Source organism: Paenibacillus sp. PSB04, from assembly GCF_025809195.1.
GTDB classification, from domain to species: domain Bacteria; phylum Bacillota; class Bacilli; order Paenibacillales; family Paenibacillaceae; genus Paenibacillus_AQ; species Paenibacillus_AQ favisporus.
On sequence record NZ_CP081301.1, the window covers coordinates 856,625 to 877,623 of the forward strand.

14 protein-coding genes are annotated in these 20,999 nt (G+C 51.5%); all 14 read right to left on the minus strand.

From position 1 onward, the window contains the following. Positions 1-3: 3 nt before the first annotated feature. Positions 4-291: a flagellar biosynthesis anti-sigma factor FlgM gene (gene flgM / locus K2F33_RS04415; protein ID WP_263881090.1), complete on the minus strand. Its 288-nt coding sequence runs from the start codon at positions 289-291 to the stop codon at positions 4-6. Positions 292-469: 178 nt separating this feature from the next. Further along, entirely contained in the window at positions 470-880 is a 411-nt protein-coding gene (locus tag K2F33_RS04420) for a TIGR03826 family flagellar region protein (protein WP_263881091.1), read from the minus strand. A gap of 129 nt (positions 881-1,009) precedes the next feature. Then, positions 1,010-1,906, minus strand: a complete 897-nt coding sequence (locus K2F33_RS04425) for a ComF family protein (RefSeq protein WP_263881092.1) — start codon at positions 1,904-1,906, stop codon at positions 1,010-1,012. A 285-nt stretch (positions 1,907-2,191) separates the two neighbouring features. Further along, on the minus strand, positions 2,192-4,552 hold the full coding sequence (locus tag K2F33_RS04430; RefSeq protein WP_263881093.1) for a helicase-related protein: 2,361 nt from the start codon (positions 4,550-4,552) through the stop codon (positions 2,192-2,194). A 358-nt stretch (positions 4,553-4,910) separates the two neighbouring features. After that, entirely contained in the window at positions 4,911-5,321 is a 411-nt protein-coding gene (locus K2F33_RS04435; protein WP_089549740.1) for a hypothetical protein, read from the minus strand. Between the two features lie 165 nt (positions 5,322-5,486). Next, positions 5,487-6,209 (minus strand): response regulator transcription factor, encoded by a 723-nt coding sequence (locus tag K2F33_RS04440; RefSeq protein ID WP_076174607.1) that lies wholly within the window; start codon positions 6,207-6,209, stop codon positions 5,487-5,489. 4 nt (positions 6,210-6,213) lie between these two features. Continuing rightward, a complete protein-coding gene (locus K2F33_RS04445; protein ID WP_089549739.1) occupies positions 6,214-7,368 on the minus strand; it encodes a sensor histidine kinase in 1,155 nt (384 codons plus the stop codon). Between the two features lie 93 nt (positions 7,369-7,461). Then, a complete protein-coding gene (locus tag K2F33_RS04450) occupies positions 7,462-10,176 on the minus strand; it encodes a stalk domain-containing protein (protein WP_263881094.1) in 2,715 nt (904 codons plus the stop codon). 296 nt (positions 10,177-10,472) lie between these two features. Beyond that, a complete protein-coding gene (locus tag K2F33_RS04455) occupies positions 10,473-14,471 on the minus strand; it encodes an Ig-like domain-containing protein (RefSeq protein ID WP_263881095.1) in 3,999 nt (1,332 codons plus the stop codon). Positions 14,472-14,762: 291 nt separating this feature from the next. Continuing rightward, positions 14,763-15,965, minus strand: a complete 1,203-nt coding sequence (metK, locus tag K2F33_RS04460) for a methionine adenosyltransferase (RefSeq protein ID WP_263881096.1) — start codon at positions 15,963-15,965, stop codon at positions 14,763-14,765. A gap of 205 nt (positions 15,966-16,170) precedes the next feature. After that, on the minus strand, positions 16,171-16,443 hold the full coding sequence (locus tag K2F33_RS04465) for an alpha/beta-type small acid-soluble spore protein (protein ID WP_089549734.1): 273 nt from the start codon (positions 16,441-16,443) through the stop codon (positions 16,171-16,173). 113 nt (positions 16,444-16,556) lie between these two features. Next, on the minus strand, positions 16,557-17,102 hold the full coding sequence (locus K2F33_RS04470) for a hypothetical protein (protein ID WP_263881097.1): 546 nt from the start codon (positions 17,100-17,102) through the stop codon (positions 16,557-16,559). An 81-nt stretch (positions 17,103-17,183) separates the two neighbouring features. Then, positions 17,184-20,147 carry an S-layer homology domain-containing protein gene (locus K2F33_RS04475; RefSeq protein ID WP_263881098.1) on the minus strand — a complete coding sequence of 988 codons (2,964 nt, stop codon included), beginning with the start codon at positions 20,145-20,147 and terminating at the stop codon, positions 17,184-17,186. 454 nt (positions 20,148-20,601) lie between these two features. Then, positions 20,602-20,943 carry a hypothetical protein gene (locus K2F33_RS04480; protein WP_145139561.1) on the minus strand — a complete coding sequence of 114 codons (342 nt, stop codon included), beginning with the start codon at positions 20,941-20,943 and terminating at the stop codon, positions 20,602-20,604. Positions 20,944-20,999 lie beyond the last annotated feature (56 nt).

The following is a 20,999-nucleotide window of genomic DNA, read 5'->3' on the forward strand; positions in this document are numbered from 1 at the left end:
CCCCTATTTATCGAAAAAAGACGACTTGACGTAAGGCATCAGCTTATCGGCCAGTTTACCAGCATCCACTTGATAGGTGCCGGATGCGATTCTCTGCTTCAGATCCTCGAGCTTCTTCGCTCTCTCCGGGTCATTGGCACGGCTCTGGGCCTCAAGCATTTCAATCGCCTCCGAGGAAATGGAAACTTGGTCCTTCTTGCGTGCAGGCTTTTGTGCTTCCTGCCGCTGCGTCTCCATATTCCGTTGATAAGGGTTAACTCCACCAATTCTGCCGGTATCATTAATTTTCATATCTTCCACCTTCTTTCACAATATGCGGGCTGCTCCGCCGGGTACTCACCCGGCCTCCCAAGCCGACACGTCAGCCCGTTCGCATGCAAAATGCAAACAACCGATAATCTTTACTAAGTTTATCGGTCGTCACTGAAACATTATTAATAGCTGCTGCCGTTTTTAGTGCGGCAGTCGGTTATTTGTGGAATTTATCCACGACGCGGTAGGCACCTTCACCCGGTTTTCTAGGACCGGAATCCTGATCTTGGCCTGTCTGTGCAGCCTGGCTGAGCTCCCGGGTCAGACGGGTGCGGCAAGAGTCGCACATATGCCCCTCACGAATCAGTGTACCGCAAACCTCGCACGGATACATCAAGTTCGGTGCATTCACGACTGAGATCCGGCCTTCACGGACAAAACTCGTAATCTGCTTGACGGAAACACCCGTGGCTTCCGACAGCTCCTGTATATTGGCACCCTTCTGCTCCCGCAGATAATCCACGCAAATCTCGTATTCGCGTTCGATCTCCTTGATGCAGTTCGGGCAAATGTCTCTGAAATTGGCAGCAAACAATCTGCCGCAGCGAGGGCAATTCGCAAGTTCCACAATAACTCTCCCCTTATCGAATACCAAATCAAGCCATGATGATATGGTTCTAGATTACCTTATTCCGGCTCCCCTCGTCCATCTTAATTTACGAATTTCGGTAAATCTTGACATGATTTTTTGTCGTTATTACGACCTGGCCCATGTCAGGCTATACACTTCAGAGGCAAGCCCCAATCCTTGGTGCAAAGTATCCCGCAGCACCTCTGCACACGAATTAATCGTGCTCCCTGTCGTATAAATGTCGTCTATTAAAAGAATTTGCATGGGCTGAATCTCATCTTGGGCCGTTACAGCATGTCCATAGATTTCTTGACGAGTCATCTCGCTATTACTATGACTTATATTAGTTGGAATCCCATATGTACGTATATACAACGATAAGGCAGCTTCTAACCCCTCCTTATGCACAGCGAACACATTCTTCATCGAATCGATCCGCTCCTGACGGGATTTATAGCTCTGCTTGGCGGTGTGCTCCCTGCGGACCAAAAGCGGCATGACGGGAATCCGATGCTTGCTACCAAGCCCTCTCGCCAACACCTCCGCCTGATTAAATCCCCGCTCCTTCAACCGGACGTCGCTTACTGGTACATAAGTTATCACGTCCGGCTTCCATAAAGCCTCTTGCGAAGTTTCTCTTAATTTATGGAAAAGGGGCACCTCTGGCAAAACAAAGCCGACCTTTGAAATTAACTTGGAAATAACCGCTGAAAAGAATCCAATAGAGGCATCCGATTGAATACGTTGATTTTGGGGGTGGAATGTGCGAAATGTGTGGCCTGATACAGTGCCTGAACTTCTCTTTGAAAATAAACCTGACGAAGACGCTGAAATTCCAATAGACGAAATTGAATCCCCAGAAGACGACAAAAGTTTTCCTTGCGTCAGTTTAGGGTTAAGACCGAGCAACAGGCTGCTCAGTTCCTCCTGCATCTGCACAAAAGCTTGATTCAGCATGTGGACAATCAGATCCGCGTATTTCTCATGCCCGCGATACTTATATTGGGCCAGCCACTCTCTCATTATCCCGTTATACTGGACGGCGCTCCGGTTACAGACAAAAGATCGGTGTCTCGTCTCTTCCCGCAGACAGTCCGGGCAGCCGATGGCACGGCCGCAGCAGAGACAGCGGGGTTTATGAATCCAGGGGATCGCCTCCGCACAAGATCGGCAGATGCCCGGCCATTCCCGGACAAGACGGCTAACGCTGCCGCAAGTCAGGCACGTTTCGCCGGGTGGAGACAGCAAATACTGCATCATCTGTAACAATGAACTACTGGACTTCAACTTATCATCCCTCCTATCGGCTTATGACTTAGAAGGCTGCTCCTTTAAATATCCGTGCTTGCCGGCAATCCGATTCATCGCCTTGATCTGGTTTACGGCCAGCTTTTGGGACAACGTCCACTGGGACGAAGCAAAAATGACCCTTCCTGCCGGATCCTCGGAAGACCGTCCGGCCCGGCCGGCCATTTGGACGAGCGACGCCTCGTCGAACAGGCTGCTGTCTGCATCCAGGATATACACGTCGCTGCGGGGAACGGTCACCCCCCGCTCCAGAATGGTCGTCGTGACGAGCAGGCGGATTTCCTTCTTCCGAAAAGCTATGACTTTCTCACCCCGCCCAGAGTCTTCCGAGGATGTCCCTTCCACCGCAGTATCTTTGAACCGGCGGCGTAAAATCTCGACGAGCGGTCCGATATGGCGTATCCGGGAGACGAACAAAAAGATCTGCGCTCCCCGGTCGATCGACCGGCGAAGCTCCGCGGCAAGCGGTCCCAGCAGCTTCGGCTGCCGCAGACAGGTTTCCACGCTGCGCATGGCGATCCGCTTCGGCACGGGCAGCGGGTGACCGTGGTACCGGACGGGCACCTTGGCATGCGGCAGCGAGCCTCGCGACACCTCCCGCTGCAGCGGGCGCGGCGGCGTCGCCGACAGGTACACAAATTTCCCATCAGTCTTACAGGCATGCTGCGCCGCATAGGCCAGCATAGGGTCGTTGTGATAGGGAAATGCGTCGAGTTCATCGATCACTACCAGGTCGAATGCGTGATAGAAACGCATCAGCTGGTGGGTGGTCGCGAGCGTCAAGGCGCCGCTCTCCCAGCGCTCGGCGCTGCCGCCGTACAGGGTAACGATCCGGACACCGCTGAACGCTTTGGCCAGGCGTGGGGCGAGCTCGAGCACCACATCCCGGCGCGGCGTGGCCACAAGCACGCGCCCTCCCACCGCCAGCACGGAGTCCAGCAGCGGGAAGATCATTTCGGTTTTGCCCGCGCCCGTCACGGCCCACAGGAGGAAGCGGGAGGGCGCGATGCTGGTGCCGCTTCTCTGCGCGGCACCCCATCTCGGCCGCATCCAGCCGGTGCGGCCGCCTGCCGCGGAGCCCCCTTCGGGCGGCTCCGCCAAGAACCCCAGCGCGGCCCAGGCGGCATCGCCCTGGGCTGCGCTCAATCCCCACCGCCCCGCAACGGCGGCGGTGGACTCCCCGGCCGTGCCCCGCACTGCCGGATCCGCTGCTGTGCGAAGCAGCAGCGAGCAGGCGCGGCTGCGCCCGAGCGCGAGGCATGCCTCGCAGTAGGCGCAGGCCGCGAGGCCGCACGCGGCGCATGCCGTGCGGCCCGTGGCTTCGCTGCCGCACCGGCGGCAGCGTGGGGCCTGGCCGCGGCCGGCGCGCCGCGCGCCGCGGTGGCTCTTATGCGGGCTGGCGGCAGCCACGCCCGCGTCCAGCGCCAGCTGGCCCTGCAGGTAGGCCAGCTGCGCCGCGCTGTGCCAGGTGCCGGCAAGCCCCGGCGCCCGGTCGCTCAGCAGCGAGTCGACCTCCGCTGCGAGCAGCGACCTGCCGCGCATCCTGTCCACCAGCTGCGCTGCCTGCTCCGCAAGTACCCTGAGCACAGCCGGATCCCTTACGTCTCCTGCCCACTGCCCTTCCTCCGGCTGACGCCTCAGCTCCTGCCATACGGCAGGAGATAACTGCTCGCCTAGCTCCCAGCGCCACATCCCGGAATCGTCATTACCGACATTTCTGTCATTGCCCTTTGTGTTGAATACATCCCCCGCCGATCCGTCATAACCCGTGGCACTGAATCCATCCCCGACAGCTACGTCATGGTCCTTGAATTTGAATCCGTCCCGTGTCGCCCTGCCATGGCCCTTAGCTTTGAATCCGCCCCGCGCTGACCCATCGCGTCCCTTTGATTTGAATCCATCCCGCACTGCTCCACCATAGCCCTTGGCCCTGAGTTCACCCCTTGCCGCTCCGTCATGGTCCTTGGGTTCGAATCCGTTCCAAACTCCCCCTCCCTGATCCTGCATTCCCCACAAACCGCCCTTTTGTCTTTCTCCGTCAACAGACGTCCACCCATTCTTTCCCGCGCGAGACCTATCAATGCCTGTCTGTTCCCGCTCCCTCTCCTCCCTCAACTCCGCCTCCAACCACCCCTTCCACTGCTGCAGCTTCCAGCGCGCCATGTCCGACGTACCCACAAAACCCCTAGCCACCTTGCATGCCCAGCCTAAAGGCATCTCATTTGACAGCAAAACCATCGTTCCATTCACTCCAGCATTCCTGCACACATACTCCCACCAGACGATGTCTATACGTAGATCCAGCGAAATTTTCATCCTCCACCGCTGCCCTTGCCGGATGGCATATACGGCGACACGCATGCGCCCGCCTCCTTTCTCCCTTCCCGTTTCGGTGAAACGTAAAAGCCGAATATCCTGTCCTCTTACGGAAAACCTCAATCTCTTCAAGAATCTTTTCAGCACGAGTGATATGTAAATCTACATAGAACGAACTAACGAACTAAAGAAATGAATGTTATAGACCTCTATTGGGCCGTTATAACAGGAAGTTCAATGTATACCTTTAATTCAATCTATACAAGCCCTTGGAATTCACAAACCACAGACGATTTTCCGACCAACGCAAAAAAGCACACCCCCGGCTTGTCGCCTCTAGAGTGTGCTTCACTCTGTATTCTGCATTATGCCGCCTCCCGGCATGAACACAGTTCCCTGCGTATTAGACATAAGGAATGCGCTCCGCTTCATGCGGCTTTCTTAAATCAATCATTTCGGAAATCATGCCGTCAGCCAGCACCAAGGTTCCTTCGATGTCTCCGTTCTCCACGGAGGACTGCATCGGGACGACGGATAATTCCATACCCGCGGTTCCGTGCATTCGGTGGACAATCTCCACGGTCTGATCCGTGGAAGCTGCATCCATCACCGTTAGACGAAGCTTCTTGCCTGAAATGAACGAATACCACCCGAATGCCCGGATGTACCATTCGATCTGTCCTTCATGGTTGGACGTCACCAGCGTATAGTGAACCCAGGGTGAACTTTTGCGCTTCTGCCAAGCATGAAATAAGTGAACCGCCGCAGCCGCCAGCACGTATACCGCCGTGATCCACAAAAGCGGAATCATCATGCAGACTCACCTCCTGTATACCCACACTATATGCGGGTACAAACCGGACGGTGAATGATAAAGGCCGGATCGCCCACACCTCTGACGAAAGGGGCATGAGCGAGCGTACAGTGGAATTTTTCACAAACTTTGGCAAAGGCAAGCAGCCATCCCAAAATTATGGTATTAGAGCGTAACCCAACCGTATTTAATCGAGTTGATAACTGCTTGCGTACGGTCGTCGACTTCCATCTTCTGCAGGATGCTGCTGACATGGTTCTTGACCGTTTTCTCGCTTATGAATAAAAACTCTCCGATCATCTTGTTACTCTTGCCTTCCGCCATCAGGCGCAGCACTTCAGCTTCCCGCCGGGTCAGCGGATTGTTCTCGCCGGCCACGAACTTGACGCCTGCTTCGCGGACGCCGCTCTCAGTCATGGCACCCGTTTCGTTCAGGAAGGTCATGCGCCGCAGCTGCTGAATCAGCTTGCCGGTCACTTTAGGATGAATAAATGCATAGCCTTCCTGAACCGAACGGATCGCATTGATCAGCGACTCGGCTTCCATATCCTTGAGCAGGTATCCGTTCGCGCCCTTGCGGAGCGTCTCGAATACGTAACTCTCATCATCATGAATGGATAGAATAATGACCTTTACATCCGGAAACAGCTCGCGGAGCTTCTCCGTGGCCTCCACACCATTTTCCACAGGCATATTAATATCCATCAGGACAATATCGGGTTTGATATCGTTGCAAAATTCGAGCACCTGAATACCATCGCCGCATTCCCCGATGACCTCAATGTCTTCCTCCATGTTCAAAATACGCTTCAGACCCTCGCGAAACAGTTGATGATCGTCAGCCAGGAGGACCTTAATGGTTGTTTTGCCGGAATCTCTCGTTTCCATCCAACTACTCCTTTCCCTTTTCCACGTTCGTTGGGATATGGATAATGATCTTCGTACCCTGATTCTCGGCCGATTCGATCTCCATTCTCCCTTCGAGAAGCTCTACCCTCTCGCGCATTCCGATTAAACCGAAATGATCCTTGCTCTTCTGTTCCAGAAGCTCGACTCGGAATCCAAGTCCATTGTCTTGAACGACAATTTTAACCATCTGCGCTTGATATGTAATCTCAATTAACACATAGGTTGGGTGGGCATGCTTCGCCGCATTGCTCAGTGCTTCCTGGACCAGACGGTAGATCGCCGCCTCCATTGCAGAAGAAAGACGATGCTCTTTCCCTCTCGTTTCGAACATGGTACGGATCTTGGTCTTCTCCTCGTAATCGTGCGCGTATTTGCGCAGCGTCGGGATCAGTCCCAAATCATCGAGTGCCATAGGACGCAGATTAAAAATGACCTTGCGCATTTCTTCAAGGCTGGAGCGTACCTGCCCCTTCAAATCTACTATTTCGTCCTGCACCATCTTAAATTCCTGCTTCAGCAGCATTCTTTCCACAATTTCGGTTCTAAGGACCAGGTTAGCGAGCAGCTGCGCCGGACCATCATGGATTTCACGGGCGATGCGTTTGCGCTCTTCTTCCTGCGCCAAAATAATTTTCAGACCGATCACCTGGCGGTTCTTGGCCGTCTCGATGATCCGGGTCACTTGTCCCAGCTCTCCCGACAGGTATTCCATGACAACGCCCATTTGCGATCCGATGGATTCGGCACGTTCTATCGAATTTTCGACACTTCTCACCCGCTTCTGGAGTTCATCGCGTCTGGCTTTCAAATACATTTCCTTCTCGCGATAAATCATCACATCAAGCTGCAGCTGCGTCGCTTTCTCGTAGGCCTGCCTAATATCATCCTCTTTGTACCGGACGAAGTCCCGGCTGACCTCGGTCAGCCGGATCCGGGAGCGCCGGTAGTTCAGCTCCAGCTGATCCACCTTTTGCAGCGTATCCACGGTTTCCTTCATCACTAACTGCAGTTCCTGATTCAACGTGAGCAGCTCGTCCCGGGCCGTCTCGAGAATCTCGAACATCTGATATTTGCTGTTTTCAACCACCTGGATGGCATTCTTAATGACTCGGTCTATCGCATCGGCTTGAAAATCCACGAATGTTCTACTCCATTTCTAACCATTACAGTTCTACATAGAATGAGCTGCAGTCGCATTTCCTAAGTTCAATTCTATACATATCATACCATATCATGATTGGATGGTAATGGTCTTCGTGTTTTGTTCCCAATTTACTTGTAATCCTAATTGCTCGGAAACGAGCCGAAGTGGGACTAAAGTACGACCTTGGGTGATGAATGGAGCAACTTCTGCGCTTTTACGCTTGCCGTTTAGGATATATTCCTTTTTGCCGACCGTCAAGTCCATCAGCTTGCCGCCCCGCAGGACGCTGATCCGCTGATTGGCCGAATCCCATGTCGCTTGTCCTCCAAATGTATCCAGTACGTATTTCACCGGAATATAGGTCGTACCGTTCTTCATGACCGGCGCAGCGTCCATGGATTTCTTCTGACCATTCGACATATAGGACTTCTGCCCGACCGCCATGATCACCTTGCCGGTTGGAAGGCCGGCATCGCTGGACAGCGAAGGCATCGTGAATTTAATGTTGTCAAAAGCGACCGTACCCGTCTTCGCCCGCTCGTCCTGACCCTCTTCAACATTGACGACGTAGAGGCGTTTCAACTGGGCCGGGAAGGCGATGCCCAGGCTGCTCAGATCCACGTTGATCATCTTCCAGCCCGTCCAGTCAATGGCTTTGGCAAGATCGACGTAAACCGTCTGTCCTTTCGCGTCCGTCAGCTCGGCACGCATCCAGTTCAGGCTGTTGTCGCCCATCGCGTCGATCGACATCGACGTAGCCGCTGCATTAATGCCTTTGCCCGAAGTGCCGTTCAGTTGTGCATAAGCATACATTTTGCCGTTGCCGGCCGTCATGTCATACTGCAGCTGAAGCACTTTGGAATTGGCATGGTCGCCGGTTCCCTGCGTCACCTGAGCCGATCCGGTAACCTGGCTGCCGCTGTTCGTCGTAAAATCGACCGGGTATGTGACATTTTCAAAGTTTTCCCACATGTCTTCGCCTGCCGCCGACAGAACAACGACGGTGCTGAAGCCGTTATAACGGGCGATCGCGTAACCAACCTTCGTATTGGCGTTCACCGAAGCGACGGTCAACTTGTCATCCTGCACGCTGCCTTTAAAGCCAACGAATTCCCACTTCAGGGATCCGGCCGGAACCGTGATGCTCTGCCCGTCCTTCGTCACTGCCGTAACCGGCACCGATACCGTGCTGCCTGCCTTCAGCGGAGCCGTTGCCGTTCCGACGTTCAGGGCGGACAGGTCGTCTCCGCCGATCACCTTCACCTGCATGCTGGCGTTGGCTTTGCCGCTGACCGCGGTAATCGTCGATGTTCCCGGCTTCACGCCCTTCACCGTCTGCCCGCTCACGACGATGTTGCCGTTGCTCGACTTCCAGGTCGGTGTTATGCTCGACACGTCGATCGGGTTGTAATAGGTGTCATAGCCTTTCAGCTGGAACGATGCCTGCTGCCCGATCAGGATCGCGGAAGAGCCGCTGATTTTCAGCCCGAGCAGGCTGCCCTGCGGCGCCTCGGTGTACACGCCAACAGCGTTGACGACGCTGCGCTGGGTCGTTCCGTATTCCGTGTCGAACGTCAACTTCGTGCCCGTTTCGCCGAGCGGCCGGTCGACCATCGTTGTGGAGCCGCCACCGTCCAGGTTCATGCCTTTCCAGACACCGACTTTGACCATAAAGGTCTGCAGCTCGGACAGCGACATGCCGGAGCTGTTGTCGTTCTTCTCAACGGCTACGATATATGCGTAGCGCTGATCCTTCGAATATCCGAGTGCCGTACGGGCGCGGTAGCCTCCGATGCTGGATACGTCGCGCGAAAAGGCCGACGCCGCTCCATTATTCACCAGGATGGTATGCCCGCCGATCATCATCTGCAGGTTGGCCGGATCAAGCGACTGTCCGGACGTTTTGGACAGCAGCTTGTAGTCGGTTGTGATCGTTTGGCCGACTGCCATATGGTTCGTTACGAACTGCGCTGCCGTTCCGTGGGTCCGCAAAATGTACCCGTCCTCCGGCACTGCGAAATCAAAGCCTCCCGGCTCGGAAATTTGCGTAATCACATTGTTTTGCACCAGGACCTCAACCGGTGTAGTGGAGCTGTTCTTCGGACGAACCGGCGACTTCCAGGCGCTTGTATAAATATACATAGCATTCGCATGGCTGTAATTCGAAGTACCGCTCTCCGGCGTGTAAGATGCCTTATTGACACCAGCCAGCGGGAACGTAGAGCCGTCTTGGGCTGTCACCGTTCCGTCAAACGAAAACTGATCGATGACCGGCGTGCCGCTCTTGGTTACCGCAAAGGAATACATCCCCTTCAGATCCGAAGGCGTCGATACCAGTTCCCCGCTGGTGACCTGACCCCCGATCGGTGCCCCATCTCCGGCCGTATTAAAATAGTCCCCGTTCACGCCCGCTACCGCACCGGTCTCTTTGACCATGCCGCCGGTGCTCTGTTTGGTGGTCAGCTGACCGTCCTGGCCGTTCATGACGTCAATCTTGACGTTCGGATTCTGCAAATCGACTTTGATGACGTCCGCCAGTGCCGTCGCCTGTTTGCCGGAACGCGTCGTCGTAAATTTGTACTTGGTCATTATCGCCCCAGACGTAACCGGGCTTTCGCTCAGCTTCGTTACGGTCGCCGCCGTGGCCGCGCTGGCCACCGAGGCAATAGAATGTCCGTTCAACGGGATGCCGCTGCCGACAACCGGCGTAATAAACAGCAGGCCGGCCAGCGATACGACCATCCACTTTTTTCCTGCACCCTTCTTGTGCTCGTTCCCCATGCGATCATTATGCCATTTCATGTACTGTTAACTCTCCCATCTTCTTCATACGCAATGCTATTCTATCGTTGCTCGTTCATAAACAGGACCAACCGACTATACACGTTACAGCATGAGTTCACAGACTCTATTATCTAGGTCCAGTATGAACTCCCTATTAAATAGACTGAAATTATCCAAAAAAGTTACGGAAAATTAATCTTTTTAACAAAATCCACCGAAAAATCCCACAAAAAAAGCCCTACCGAAGTAGGGCTGACGTACCGAAATGGAAACTCTATGATTTTGTGAGAGATTTAGCCTGTTTACTGCTCTGGTTACATGTACCCGATTTTCTCCAGCAGACGCTGAAGCATGACGGCCGCCTGGGCGCGGGTTGCATTTCCGCGGGGCTGGAACGTGTTCACTGTGACACCCTGGATAATGCCTTCCTTTAGCACGCGTGCCGCGGAATCCGGATACTGAATTTGCTTGCTGTCATTAAACACTTTCAGGTATGTGGACGCCGGATAGCTCAGCGTCGAGTTGTATCCCGCATAGTTCATAGCCCGGACCATCATGATCCCCATCTGCTCGCGCGTGATCGAGCTGTTCGGTTTGAACGATCCGTCCGTATTGCCGGTGACGATGCCGGCTTTGGCCGCCGCTCCGATATAGGCGCTGGAGCCGATGTTGACCACGTCATAGAAACGGTCCGCGCTTTGCGCATCCCCTTCCAGTCCGAGAGCCCGGGCGATATACTCCGCGAACTCAGCACGGGTAATATTCTTATCTGGGGCAAAAAGCGTATTCGTTCGGCCCTCAATCACCTGCTTGGTGGATAGCGTATTAATCGCGTCTTTCGCCCAATGGTTGCCGAGATCGCTGTAATATTTATAAGTTGTTGCTCCGAAAACGGTAAAATTTCCCTTCACCTTTGCATGGAATATCCCACGGCTGCCTGCCGCGTTGATTACGCCCGGAACGTAGGTCAGCTTATTCGCTACATTGTCGAAGCGTACCAGGCTGGACCGGCTGTCCTGCAGCGCGCTGCTCATCCGGACGAGATATTCCCCGCTGAGCTTCAGCTCTAGCGGATTGTTCGGCGAACTGTTGTTCACGGCGGATACATAGAAGTCTACAGGCTCGGTGATCTTTTGCGTCGAACCGGCATTCACCTTCTTGCTCAATTCCGCTGCTGCCTCTGCTGACAGCCTCTCTACCGTGATATTAAGCGAGACGGAAGAGCTGCTTGTATTGAGACTGCGGGAAATGTCCGGCAGATTCATTTTGCTAAAAGGCACCATATACACGGCATCCCCGGCTTTCACGGCCAGCACTGCGCTGCGATCGATGTTATAGACTTGCTGGAGCGTGTCTAGTGGGAACGTAACCGATGCTGAGCTTAGCCCGACGGCCGCATCTACAACAAGCGTGTGCAGCTTTTCACCGGAGTTCAGCATATATTGGTAGGCCTGCTTCAGCCTCTCGCCATCGACTCGGTACTGCTTAATATATTGGTTGTTGCGGGACTTCACATCCGAGACGGCCGTCACCTGGTTGCCAAGCGCAAACATAGCCTGTCCAAACTCAGATGACTCCATAAATGTCAGGTAAGAAGGACGATTCGGATCGGTCGATCCGCTGCTGCCCGTCGTTCCTGTACTGCTGACCGGGATTTTGCTAAAATACTTCAGATCATTGCCTGCGCTGTCCTTTAGCGGCGCTGCCCCTGGAAAGTAAGACAGCTCCACCTTTTGGCCGCTGATGACCGGATTGCTGAGCTTGAGCGTCAGCGTGCTGCCATTGACCGAGGCGCTGTACAGGGAACTCGTTATACCGTCCACCAACACTTGGAATTGGGTCACTGTAACCGAGGGTTGTGATACCAATGTTTTATTAAACACAACCTGGATTGTGTCACCCTGCACGACCGTTGATTGAATGACTCCCATGTCAACTGAATTCGTAACGGTAACCGGCTCCAAGTTCAGGTATCCGGCCGCGTTCCCGTTCAGGTCTGTCAGGCGCGCCGTACCGGGCACGTACGAAATCGTCACCTTGTTGTCCATGCTTAGTGCAGTGGTCAGGGTCAAGGTCACCTGATTGCCCTTGATCTCCACCGCGGTCACGTAATTCGGCACATTATTGACCAGTACGGAAAACTGGCTTTTCATCGGCACATTAGTCGTGCTCAGCAGCTCGTTATACGTCAGAATCAGCTTGGTGCCTCCACCTTCCGCCTTGTCAAAGACCGGAGGCTTCGTGTCCCAATAGTTACGGACGATGTAGTCCGTGAATCCGGCGATATTTTGTCCGCGGTAATCCTGAATCGGATACGCCCCCGGTTTGTAGCTGACCCGCACTACCTGCCCGTCGCCGACGGACGAGTTCATGGACAGCGTCAAGGACTGGCCGCTTTGACTCACGCTTTTGACGCCCATACTCGTTCCGTCCGCCGTTACGGTGAACTGCTCGTAGGCATAGGCAGAAGGATTTTTCAGTGACTGGCTAAAATACAGCACCACCGTGCTACCCGAAATCGTGCCGCTGGTTGGCTTCGGAAGCGCGGAGTCCACGCCATTCACGACCTCGCGGGCCCCAAAAGCTGCCGCCGCATTCCCCGCCGTATCGCGGATCGGGCTGGAGCCGCCGCTGTAGCTGATTTTCACATTTTGCCCGACGGCGACGCCGGTCTCCAGAATGACATAGACGCTGTCGCCGGAAGTATACACGTAGCTGATCCGCCGCGCTTCATCGTTCACCGTCACGTTAAAATTGGCCGTCGATGGCCAGGAGTCCGAATACAAAGCTTCATTATATACGAGCCGGATCGTCGTGTTGCTGTACATCTCACTGCTCTGGAGCACTGGAGCCTGCTTGTCCGACGTGTACGTCTGGAACGTCCAGCCCGTAGTGCTTGTAATTCCAGCATAGTTCATGCCAGGGTTCTGTTTGTCGTAAAAAGCCCCCGGGTCAACGGTCACGTAATAAGACGCGTCTTTGTCGAGCGTGTAACCGGACTGCAGCTGGATTTTGGCCTGGGTCCCGCTCACCGTGACCGTCACCGGAACACTGGCACCATTCGAGGATTTGCGGAGCAATACATTCCCTGAACTGCGAACTACTTCCCGGTTAAAATTCATATACAGCGTCGCGTCCACCGCCACGTTCGTGCTTCCGCTTGTTGGGGACAAGCTGGTCACGGACAGCGGAGTCGTACTGCCTGGCGCCGCTGCCGTCGTGAAAGTCCAGCCTGTGGTCGAAGTAATCCCGGCCACGTTACTGCCTCCCCGGTCCTGAAAAGCTCCTGTAGGCACAATCACATAATACGACGTCCCGTACGCCAACACGCTCCCCGGATCGATCGTCACAACTGGCGACCCGCCGCCTGTCACCTGCGTGGACTGGACGTTAATCGAAGTTACCTTAGTGCCGTTCGATTTATATAAATCAATAGTTCCCTGCCCCGGATACACCGGGTTGTTGAAAGTCAGCTGCAGCTTGCTGTTCGTGGCGATCCCGGTCGCGGCGCTTTGCGGCGATTTGGCCGTAATTGCGGTATCACCCTGCGTCGTAAAATACCATTGCCCGCCCGTCGTCAACCCGCCGAACGCTTGTCCATCCAACGTAGTGATGGCACCTGCAGGGATATAGACATAATACGTCGTGTTTTTGTCCAACGAACGGGATAACGTGAAGCTTACCTTTTTCCCATCCACTTGAACCCGCGAATTCGTCTGCCCCTGCGTCAGCGTAATGGAGTCCACCACTTGGTTGTCGGACACGCGTTTGATCTGTATGCTGCCGCTTCCCGTCTGAATTTCTTCATTAAAAGTAAGCTGCAGCGCGTTGGAAGGACTGGCTCCAATTGAACCCACTTGGGGCGCGTAGTCCACGACAGCCAGCTTGCTTAGTGTGGTGAACGTAAACGTCGACTCGTCGTTCAACGTCTGGTTAGAAGCGTCCTTTAGAACTCTCGCCTCGACTTTCACCTGATATTCCGTCTTGTAGGACAGCCATTTGCCTGCAGGCAGCTGGAAGTTGAGGTTATTGGTGGGTGCTGGATTCGTTGAATTCATGGCCTTTAAATCGCTTAGGCTGAGCTTGATCTGGTTGGCCTCTTCCGGATGAGCCGGATCGATGATCCGCACCACTGGGTCCGACGCTGGATCGGCGGATGGATCGGCAATATGTACGTTTTGGTTAAAGGTCAGCTGAAAATCCGGACGTCTCCCAACCTCCGCGGCCCCATCTGCCGGCAGTGTGGAGACAAGCGGTCCGCTCATTTGAGCCTGCACGGCCGTTGCTGCAGCTGATACGGGACTTCCTCCCATCCCTCCTGTGATTCCTATGTCCAATGCCATGGCGAGTGCTAGCATGCATGCCGTTATTTTTTTCATAGAATGGCTTAAACCTACCTTTCCTCGTATTCCGCTCCTGTGAAACAAAACATACCGCGCCCTTTTCACAGGCACACGCTTATACTTCTATGTCGGTTAAAATGGAAAGGAAGTTTAGCCTATGGCTGGAAACGCTAGGTGATAGGCACGCAAAAAACCTCAGCCCGGCCATTTGGCCAAACTGAGGTTCAAAAAAATATCTTCTATTATAAGTAGTCGCTTCGATTACAGACCGGCTTGCGCACGCAGCTCTTCGGCTTTGTCGACACGTTCCCAAGGCAGATCCACATCGGTACGGCCAAAGTGACCGTATGCTGCGGTTTGCTTGTAAATCGGACGGCGAAGATCCAGCATGCGGATGATGCCGGCTGGGCGCAGATCAAAGTTGGAGCGAATTAGCTCAACGAGCTTCTCATCGCTCACTTTACCCGTTCCGTACGTATCGACGTTGATCGATACTGGAGTCGCTACACCAATGGCGTAAGCCAATTGGATTTCGCACTTGTCAGCCAGTCCTGCAGCGACCAGGTTCTTCGCCACGTAACGCGCTGCGTATGCTGCGGAACGGTCCACTTTCGTCGGATCCTTGCCGGAGAAAGCACCGCCGCCATGACGGGCATATCCACCGTACGTATCGACGATAATTTTACGTCCTGTCAGACCAGCGTCCCCTTGAGGTCCGCCAATGACAAAACGACCCGTAGGATTGATGTAATACTTTGTCTCGGCGTCAAGCAGTTCAGCAGGAACCACCGGCAGAATAACTTGTTCTTTCACGTCTTTCTGGATTTGCTCCAGCGTCACGTCTTCCGAGTGCTGCGTCGAAACGACAATCGTATCGACACGGACAGGCTTATCATCCACATACTCGATCGTCACCTGCGTTTTACCGTCCGGACGCAGGTAGTCCAACGTACCGTTCTTGCGCACCTCAGCCAAGCGGCGGGCAATGCGATGGGACAGCGCGATCGGAAGCGGCATCAGTTCTGGCGTTTCGTTGGTCGCAAAACCGAACATCAGACCTTGGTCGCCGGCACCGATGTTTTCGGTTTCCTTGTCGACCTGGGCAGGATCACGGCTCTCCAGGGCGGCGTTAACGCCTTGCGCGATGTCGGCCGACTGCTCGTTGAGCGATGTCAACACGGCCATCGTGTTGGAGTCAAAGCCATACTTGGCCCGAGTGTAGCCGATTTCTTTTACCGTATTTCGAACAATAGCGGGAATATCCACATATTCGGATTTCGTACTGATTTCACCGATGACGAGCACCAGGCCGGTCGCAACCGACACTTCGCACGCCACGCGGGCATTCGGATCATTTTCCAGAAAAGCGTCAAGAACCGCATCGGAGATCTGGTCGCAAATCTTGTCCGGATGTCCTTCCGTAACGGACTCGGATGTGAACAGATGACGTCCTTTTACAGACATTGTATCAACCTCCTATAAGGGTATTATAACAACGGCAGATAAGTTCTAAACAAAAAATGAACCTTTTCCGCAAAGGAAAAGGTTGTTCTACAATCCTCGTATGTCATATTAACGTATTTGTCAACCCATGTCAATCAACGCAGACGGAACATGGGCTCTGAAATAACTGCATGAGTGCTTCTTTGATCAGCGTTGAAATGGCTTGTTACAGCAAGTTTTGCTGCGCCAGACGAACGAGGCGTTTCGTCATCTCGCCGCCCACCGAACCGTTTTCCCGGGATGTCAAATGAGCCCCATTCACACGGCCAAATCCAACGCCTCCAGCTTCACCCAGGTCGGATGCAAATTCAGTGTCCGCACCGCTAAACCCTGCAGATCCGTACGCTGCACCCAGCCCAAACTCGGCAGCGATTTCGTATTTCATTTGATTCAGCATATTCCGGCTTTCCGGTACCACTTTACGATTGCTTCTTGCCATGATGGATACACCTCCTGCAAATATGGTCTTGCAAGAGTAGTATTTGTCATCCGGCCGTCTCTAGACGTATAAATCATTGTTACTTCTGGCAAAAATAAGCTTATGTAGCACGATTATTGGATCGAATAACCGCCGCGAACCATAACCGTCAGGCTGGATTTCACGCCGTCTTGAACCATGATCCCGCGTCCGGCTCTCGGGAAGGACATCAGATGGTTGTTTCCAACCGCTTGTCCATTCGTTACATCTTCGCCATCCGTAAGGTCAGCAACGCCATTGGAGTCGGCACTGTAGATGACAGCATGTCCATTGCGGACGATAAACTCGGCACCTGCAGCGGCGATCAGCTTCTCACCTGGCTTTACTGTGACGATCGTTACTTGGTCACTTGATGATGAAGAATTATTATTCCCGGAATTGTTGTTTCCATTATCCGTTGGTGCCGTTGGATTGGTTGGCGTTGTAGGCGTTGTTGTTCCTCCGCCCAGCGCTTTTTGGATCTGTTGGTCTACATAACTCTTCGTTACGACCGGATCATCGGCTGTGCCGGCTTGGCCTGTCACACCTGCGCCTTGCGCGGTGATGCCAAAGATGGAGCCAAGGGCTACGCCCGCGCCGAGAACGATCACGGTAAGGGATAGTTTGGTGATGGATTTCATGAGAGACCTCCAATATATATAGATAAAGAAAAAGAGCTGCCCAAACTTACTGAGCAGCTCTAATTTAAAAATTAATTACAATTACTTCGCAGCAGGGTTGATAACTGCATCGATGTCGATTTCCTCAGCAGCATTGTTCTGAGCATCCACTACGTATTTTCCACTGTTTGTAGAAGAAACGTGTACAGAAACATCAGTTGACTTGATAGCATCTTTAAGGGTAATTCTTACTGTGTTGTTATCAACAACAGTTGCACCAGTAACATCAACAGAATCGCCATTTACATATACTTTGAAAGCTTGAGGAGTATAGTAAACGTTGACTTTCTCATTGAATGTCACGTCAACATAAGTAGCGTTTACTGCAGTTGCAGCTTTTGTTGCCTTAGGTGCAATACCATCAGCAATGTTCGTTGCAGCTACTGGAGCTACTTTGTGGCCGTAAGCATCGGAAGAAGTAGGTGCAGCTACAGTCGCGAATGTACCGATCGTAACTGGATCAAGGTTGTCATTCAGTGTAAATGTAACAGTAGTTTTGTTTCCATCATATTGTGGTTCACCAGCTACTGCAGTCTTACCATTGAACAAGAAGTCACCTTGGTTTACATAAGTTACAACACCTTCGAACTCTACATCAACTTTGTTCAGAGCAACAGCTTTAATGCTGTTTACTTTAACAGTAGAAGTCTTTTGGTCATTAACTTTGCTAGTACCAACTGTAATGTAGTTGCCGTCTACGTCAGCTACGTTAACTACACGAAGGTCAGAGGCCAAAAGTTCTGCCGTACTAATGTCTTTCTTAGGAACTGTGATACGAACCGTTTTAGCGTCTCTCATAGAAATTGTTGCAGATTTGCTAGGGAACGGCTTCACAGTGCCATTTACGACATAGCTGTATTTATTGATGTCATCTGCACGACCAGTTCCATCAATAGCCAGCTCTTTGTTGAATGTTACGTCAACGTATACATCATCAACATCAGAGTAAACGTCAGCCCATACGGAGTTAACAGTCAATGCAGACGTGTTAGTCACATCAACAGTGAAAGATTGTGGCAACATCGTGTTACCGATGTAAGCAGTGTCGCGGATACCGGAAATTTCAAGCGTGTATTTACCTGCATCCAATTTACCAACGGATTCAATGATTACACGGCTGTTGTTAACATTTCCGTTTTTAACTTCAAAGTAAGGAGTTTTAACTGGGTGACCTTTAGTGTTAAAGCCTTTGCCAGTTACGATTTCCCCTTTGGAGTTTTTCAACACAAAGTTGTCTGTGTTAGTAATGTCTTTAACGTTAACGTCTTTAGAGAAATCAACAATGAATTTAGTTGTGTTATCGTAGACGTCAGTCGTTACACTCGTAGCCGTTGGACGCTCAGTATCCAATTGAGGAGTCACTTTTGCCTCACGGTTTGCGGAGTTATCGCTCCAGTCTTTAACGCCTTGCAGGTAGATTGTTGTTTCTCCAAGGCTCAAAGGTTTACCTTCGCCAGTGAAGTACAGTGTTACTTTGTTGTCTTTCACTTCAATCTTGTCAGCTGTTTTGTTCGAAGAAGTGTGGTAAGCCTTGTCAACCGATTTTACTGGCTCGTTGAACTCAACCACTACTTTTGTAAGATCAGCAGTTTTCACAGAAACAACTTCTGGAGCCGCTGTATCTTCAGCTACTGTAAGTTTGGAGTCTGCTGGGCTTACTTTGAAGCCTGCAAAGTCTTGAACACCCGATACTGTCAGAGTGTGCTCGCCTACAGAAAGATTAGTTGTGATGAAAGCAATGTTAGGGTAAGTGAATTTCACATAGCCAGAAATTGCTTTGCCATCGATTTTGTAGTTAGAAATGTTAGTTGCTGTTTCAGAAGTTACAGGCTCAGAGAATTCAACTTTGAAAGCTTTTGTTCCCAATGCTTTAGCTTCTTTAACAACTGGAAGAGCTGTATCTACAGCTGTGAATGTAACTGTTTCATTAAAGGTCTTGGAAGCATCAGAGTTCTTCACGCCTTTAATTTCAAGCTTCGTATCTTTTTGTTTCGGCAAAGTTCCGCTGCCATCTTTAACAAGCAGAGTTACGGAACGTTTGTCAGCAGAAAGCGTAGCAGATTCAAATGTTACGCCAGTAACTTTGTAGTTATCTTGGTTTTCAGCTGTTTTGGTATCAACTTCTCCGTCGAAGTTAACAACCAACTGTTTGTAGTCGGAAGCCGAAACCGATTGGATTTTCGTAGCTGCAGTTACAACCCAAGTAACTTTTGCAGTGTACTCGTTGCCAGCTGCGTCTTTGAATTTCACTTCAGTTTCTTTGTTGGCTTCAAGCGGCTTGTCAAGTTTAACCTTTACTACTTCACCAGTAGAAAGTGTGAACTCAACGTTGCTTGGGTCAACTACTTTGTAAGTGAAAGTGATGTTAGCCGCTTGGTCGATTGCGTATGCAGCTTCAACCAGTTGGGAACGGCTAGCGTTTGCTTTGAAGTTAGCATCTTTAGAGATGAGGCCTTTGTCGATTGCTGCTTGAACATATCCTTTAGCCCAGTCAGCTGCGTTGTTGTTAGGGTTTGCAGGGATTTCAAGTTTCAGCGCACGAGTCAGAACAGTCGCCATTTCTTGGATGGTTACTTTTCCGTTGTAGTTGAAGATTTTCTTCACGTTGTCTTGACCTTGCATGATACCAGCAGCTGTTACTGCTTCGATGTAAGGTACTGCCCAGTTCTTGGCGTCGTAACCTTTATCTTTGTAAGAAAGAGTTCCAGTTACTTCTTTCAGTCCAAGAAGCTTCGTGATGACTTTCGCGAACTCAGCGCGAGTCATTTCTTTTTCAAGATGAGCAGATCCGTCTGGGTAGCCGTTGAAGATACCTTTAGCTGCCAGAGCGTCGAATTTTTGTTGTGGAGTTACTGCAGTATCACCGAATGCTACAGATGCAAACATGGAGAATGCCATTGCTGTAGACAGAGCGACTGTCAAAATTTTCTTCATAACCTTTTTTTCTCCTCCTTGAACATTCATCACATTAGAGTTTTCTTTAAATGGGTAGCTCGTGTTACTCATTAGCCAGTGCACCCCCTTTCCCGAGTTGAGCATGGTTCATATAAATGATGTCTGTGACGATATCACAGAAACTGGTAAACTTTTTAACGAAAGCGGCAAAAAAAAGAGTAGATTCCTAATCCTACCTAAGTATTATACAATGGGCCCCACACAGCGTAAAGATAATTTTTCTAAAAAATAGACATCTTTCTTGCTGAGGTGAATGTTGGTTGAACACCCATCGTAATTGACTCTACATCTTAGACGCGTGTGTTTCTAAAAAGTTGCACCTTTTTTAAAAAAATTTCAAAATTGTTACCGTACATGAATAAAAGACGTCAGAAGACCTGTTTGTCCAAGAAATATTTGGAAGACATTAACCTTTTCTTACTTGCTTGAAACAAGGAAAACAAAAAAACAAGGCACCGTTCGGCACCTTGTTGGTCGCTGTAAATGAGTCAAAAGTTACAAAATATTAACGTATTTTCATGGCAAGCTGAATGATCTGAGCGCGCATTTCCGGACTAGTATTGAGGTTTTCGTACATTTGCTCAATCGGTTGTTTATTCTCACGATATGTTTTCTCGTGTTTAATTGTCGAATGAGACCATTCAATGAGTTCGTTTTCGGTAATGACCAGTTCGTTATAAGCATCATGAAAGCCCGTCTCCATCACAAGGCCTTCCATTACTTCTTGCGTAATCTCTCTTGTTTTGCGAGTCGTTTCGATTTTCTTCTCCAAAATATTAGCTTTATTCTCAAATTTGGTTTTTGCTTTCAAATAATCCAGCTGCGCCTTGGAATAGATCGGTTTCATAAGATTGCCTTCACCCTCTAAAGTAAAATATTGTTCTACGCCATTGTATCCTAATT

Coding starts and splice junctions, on each gene's coding strand:
- flgM (WP_263881090.1), bottom strand. CDS start 291: ATGAAAATTAATGATACCGGCAGAATTGGTGGAGTTAACCCTTATCAA.
- K2F33_RS04425 (WP_263881092.1), bottom strand. CDS start 1,906: ATGAGAGAGTGGCTGGCCCAATATAAGTATCGCGGGCATGAGAAATAC.
- K2F33_RS04430 (WP_263881093.1), bottom strand. CDS start 4,552: ATGCGTGTCGCCGTATATGCCATCCGGCAAGGGCAGCGGTGGAGGATG.
- K2F33_RS04435 (WP_089549740.1), bottom strand. CDS start 5,321: ATGATGATTCCGCTTTTGTGGATCACGGCGGTATACGTGCTGGCGGCT.
- K2F33_RS04440 (WP_076174607.1), bottom strand. CDS start 6,209: ATGGAAACGAGAGATTCCGGCAAAACAACCATTAAGGTCCTCCTGGCT.
- K2F33_RS04450 (WP_263881094.1), bottom strand. CDS start 10,176: ATGAAATGGCATAATGATCGCATGGGGAACGAGCACAAGAAGGGTGCA.
- K2F33_RS04455 (WP_263881095.1), bottom strand. CDS start 14,471: ATGGGAGGAAGTCCCGTATCAGCTGCAGCAACGGCCGTGCAGGCTCAA.
- metK (WP_263881096.1), bottom strand. CDS start 15,965: ATGTCTGTAAAAGGACGTCATCTGTTCACATCCGAGTCCGTTACGGAA.
- K2F33_RS04465 (WP_089549734.1), bottom strand. CDS start 16,443: ATGGCAAGAAGCAATCGTAAAGTGGTACCGGAAAGCCGGAATATGCTG.
- K2F33_RS04470 (WP_263881097.1), bottom strand. CDS start 17,102: ATGAAATCCATCACCAAACTATCCCTTACCGTGATCGTTCTCGGCGCG.
- K2F33_RS04475 (WP_263881098.1), bottom strand. CDS start 20,147: ATGAGTAACACGAGCTACCCATTTAAAGAAAACTCTAATGTGATGAAT.
- K2F33_RS04480 (WP_145139561.1), bottom strand. CDS start 20,943: ATGAAACCGATCTATTCCAAGGCGCAGCTGGATTATTTGAAAGCAAAA.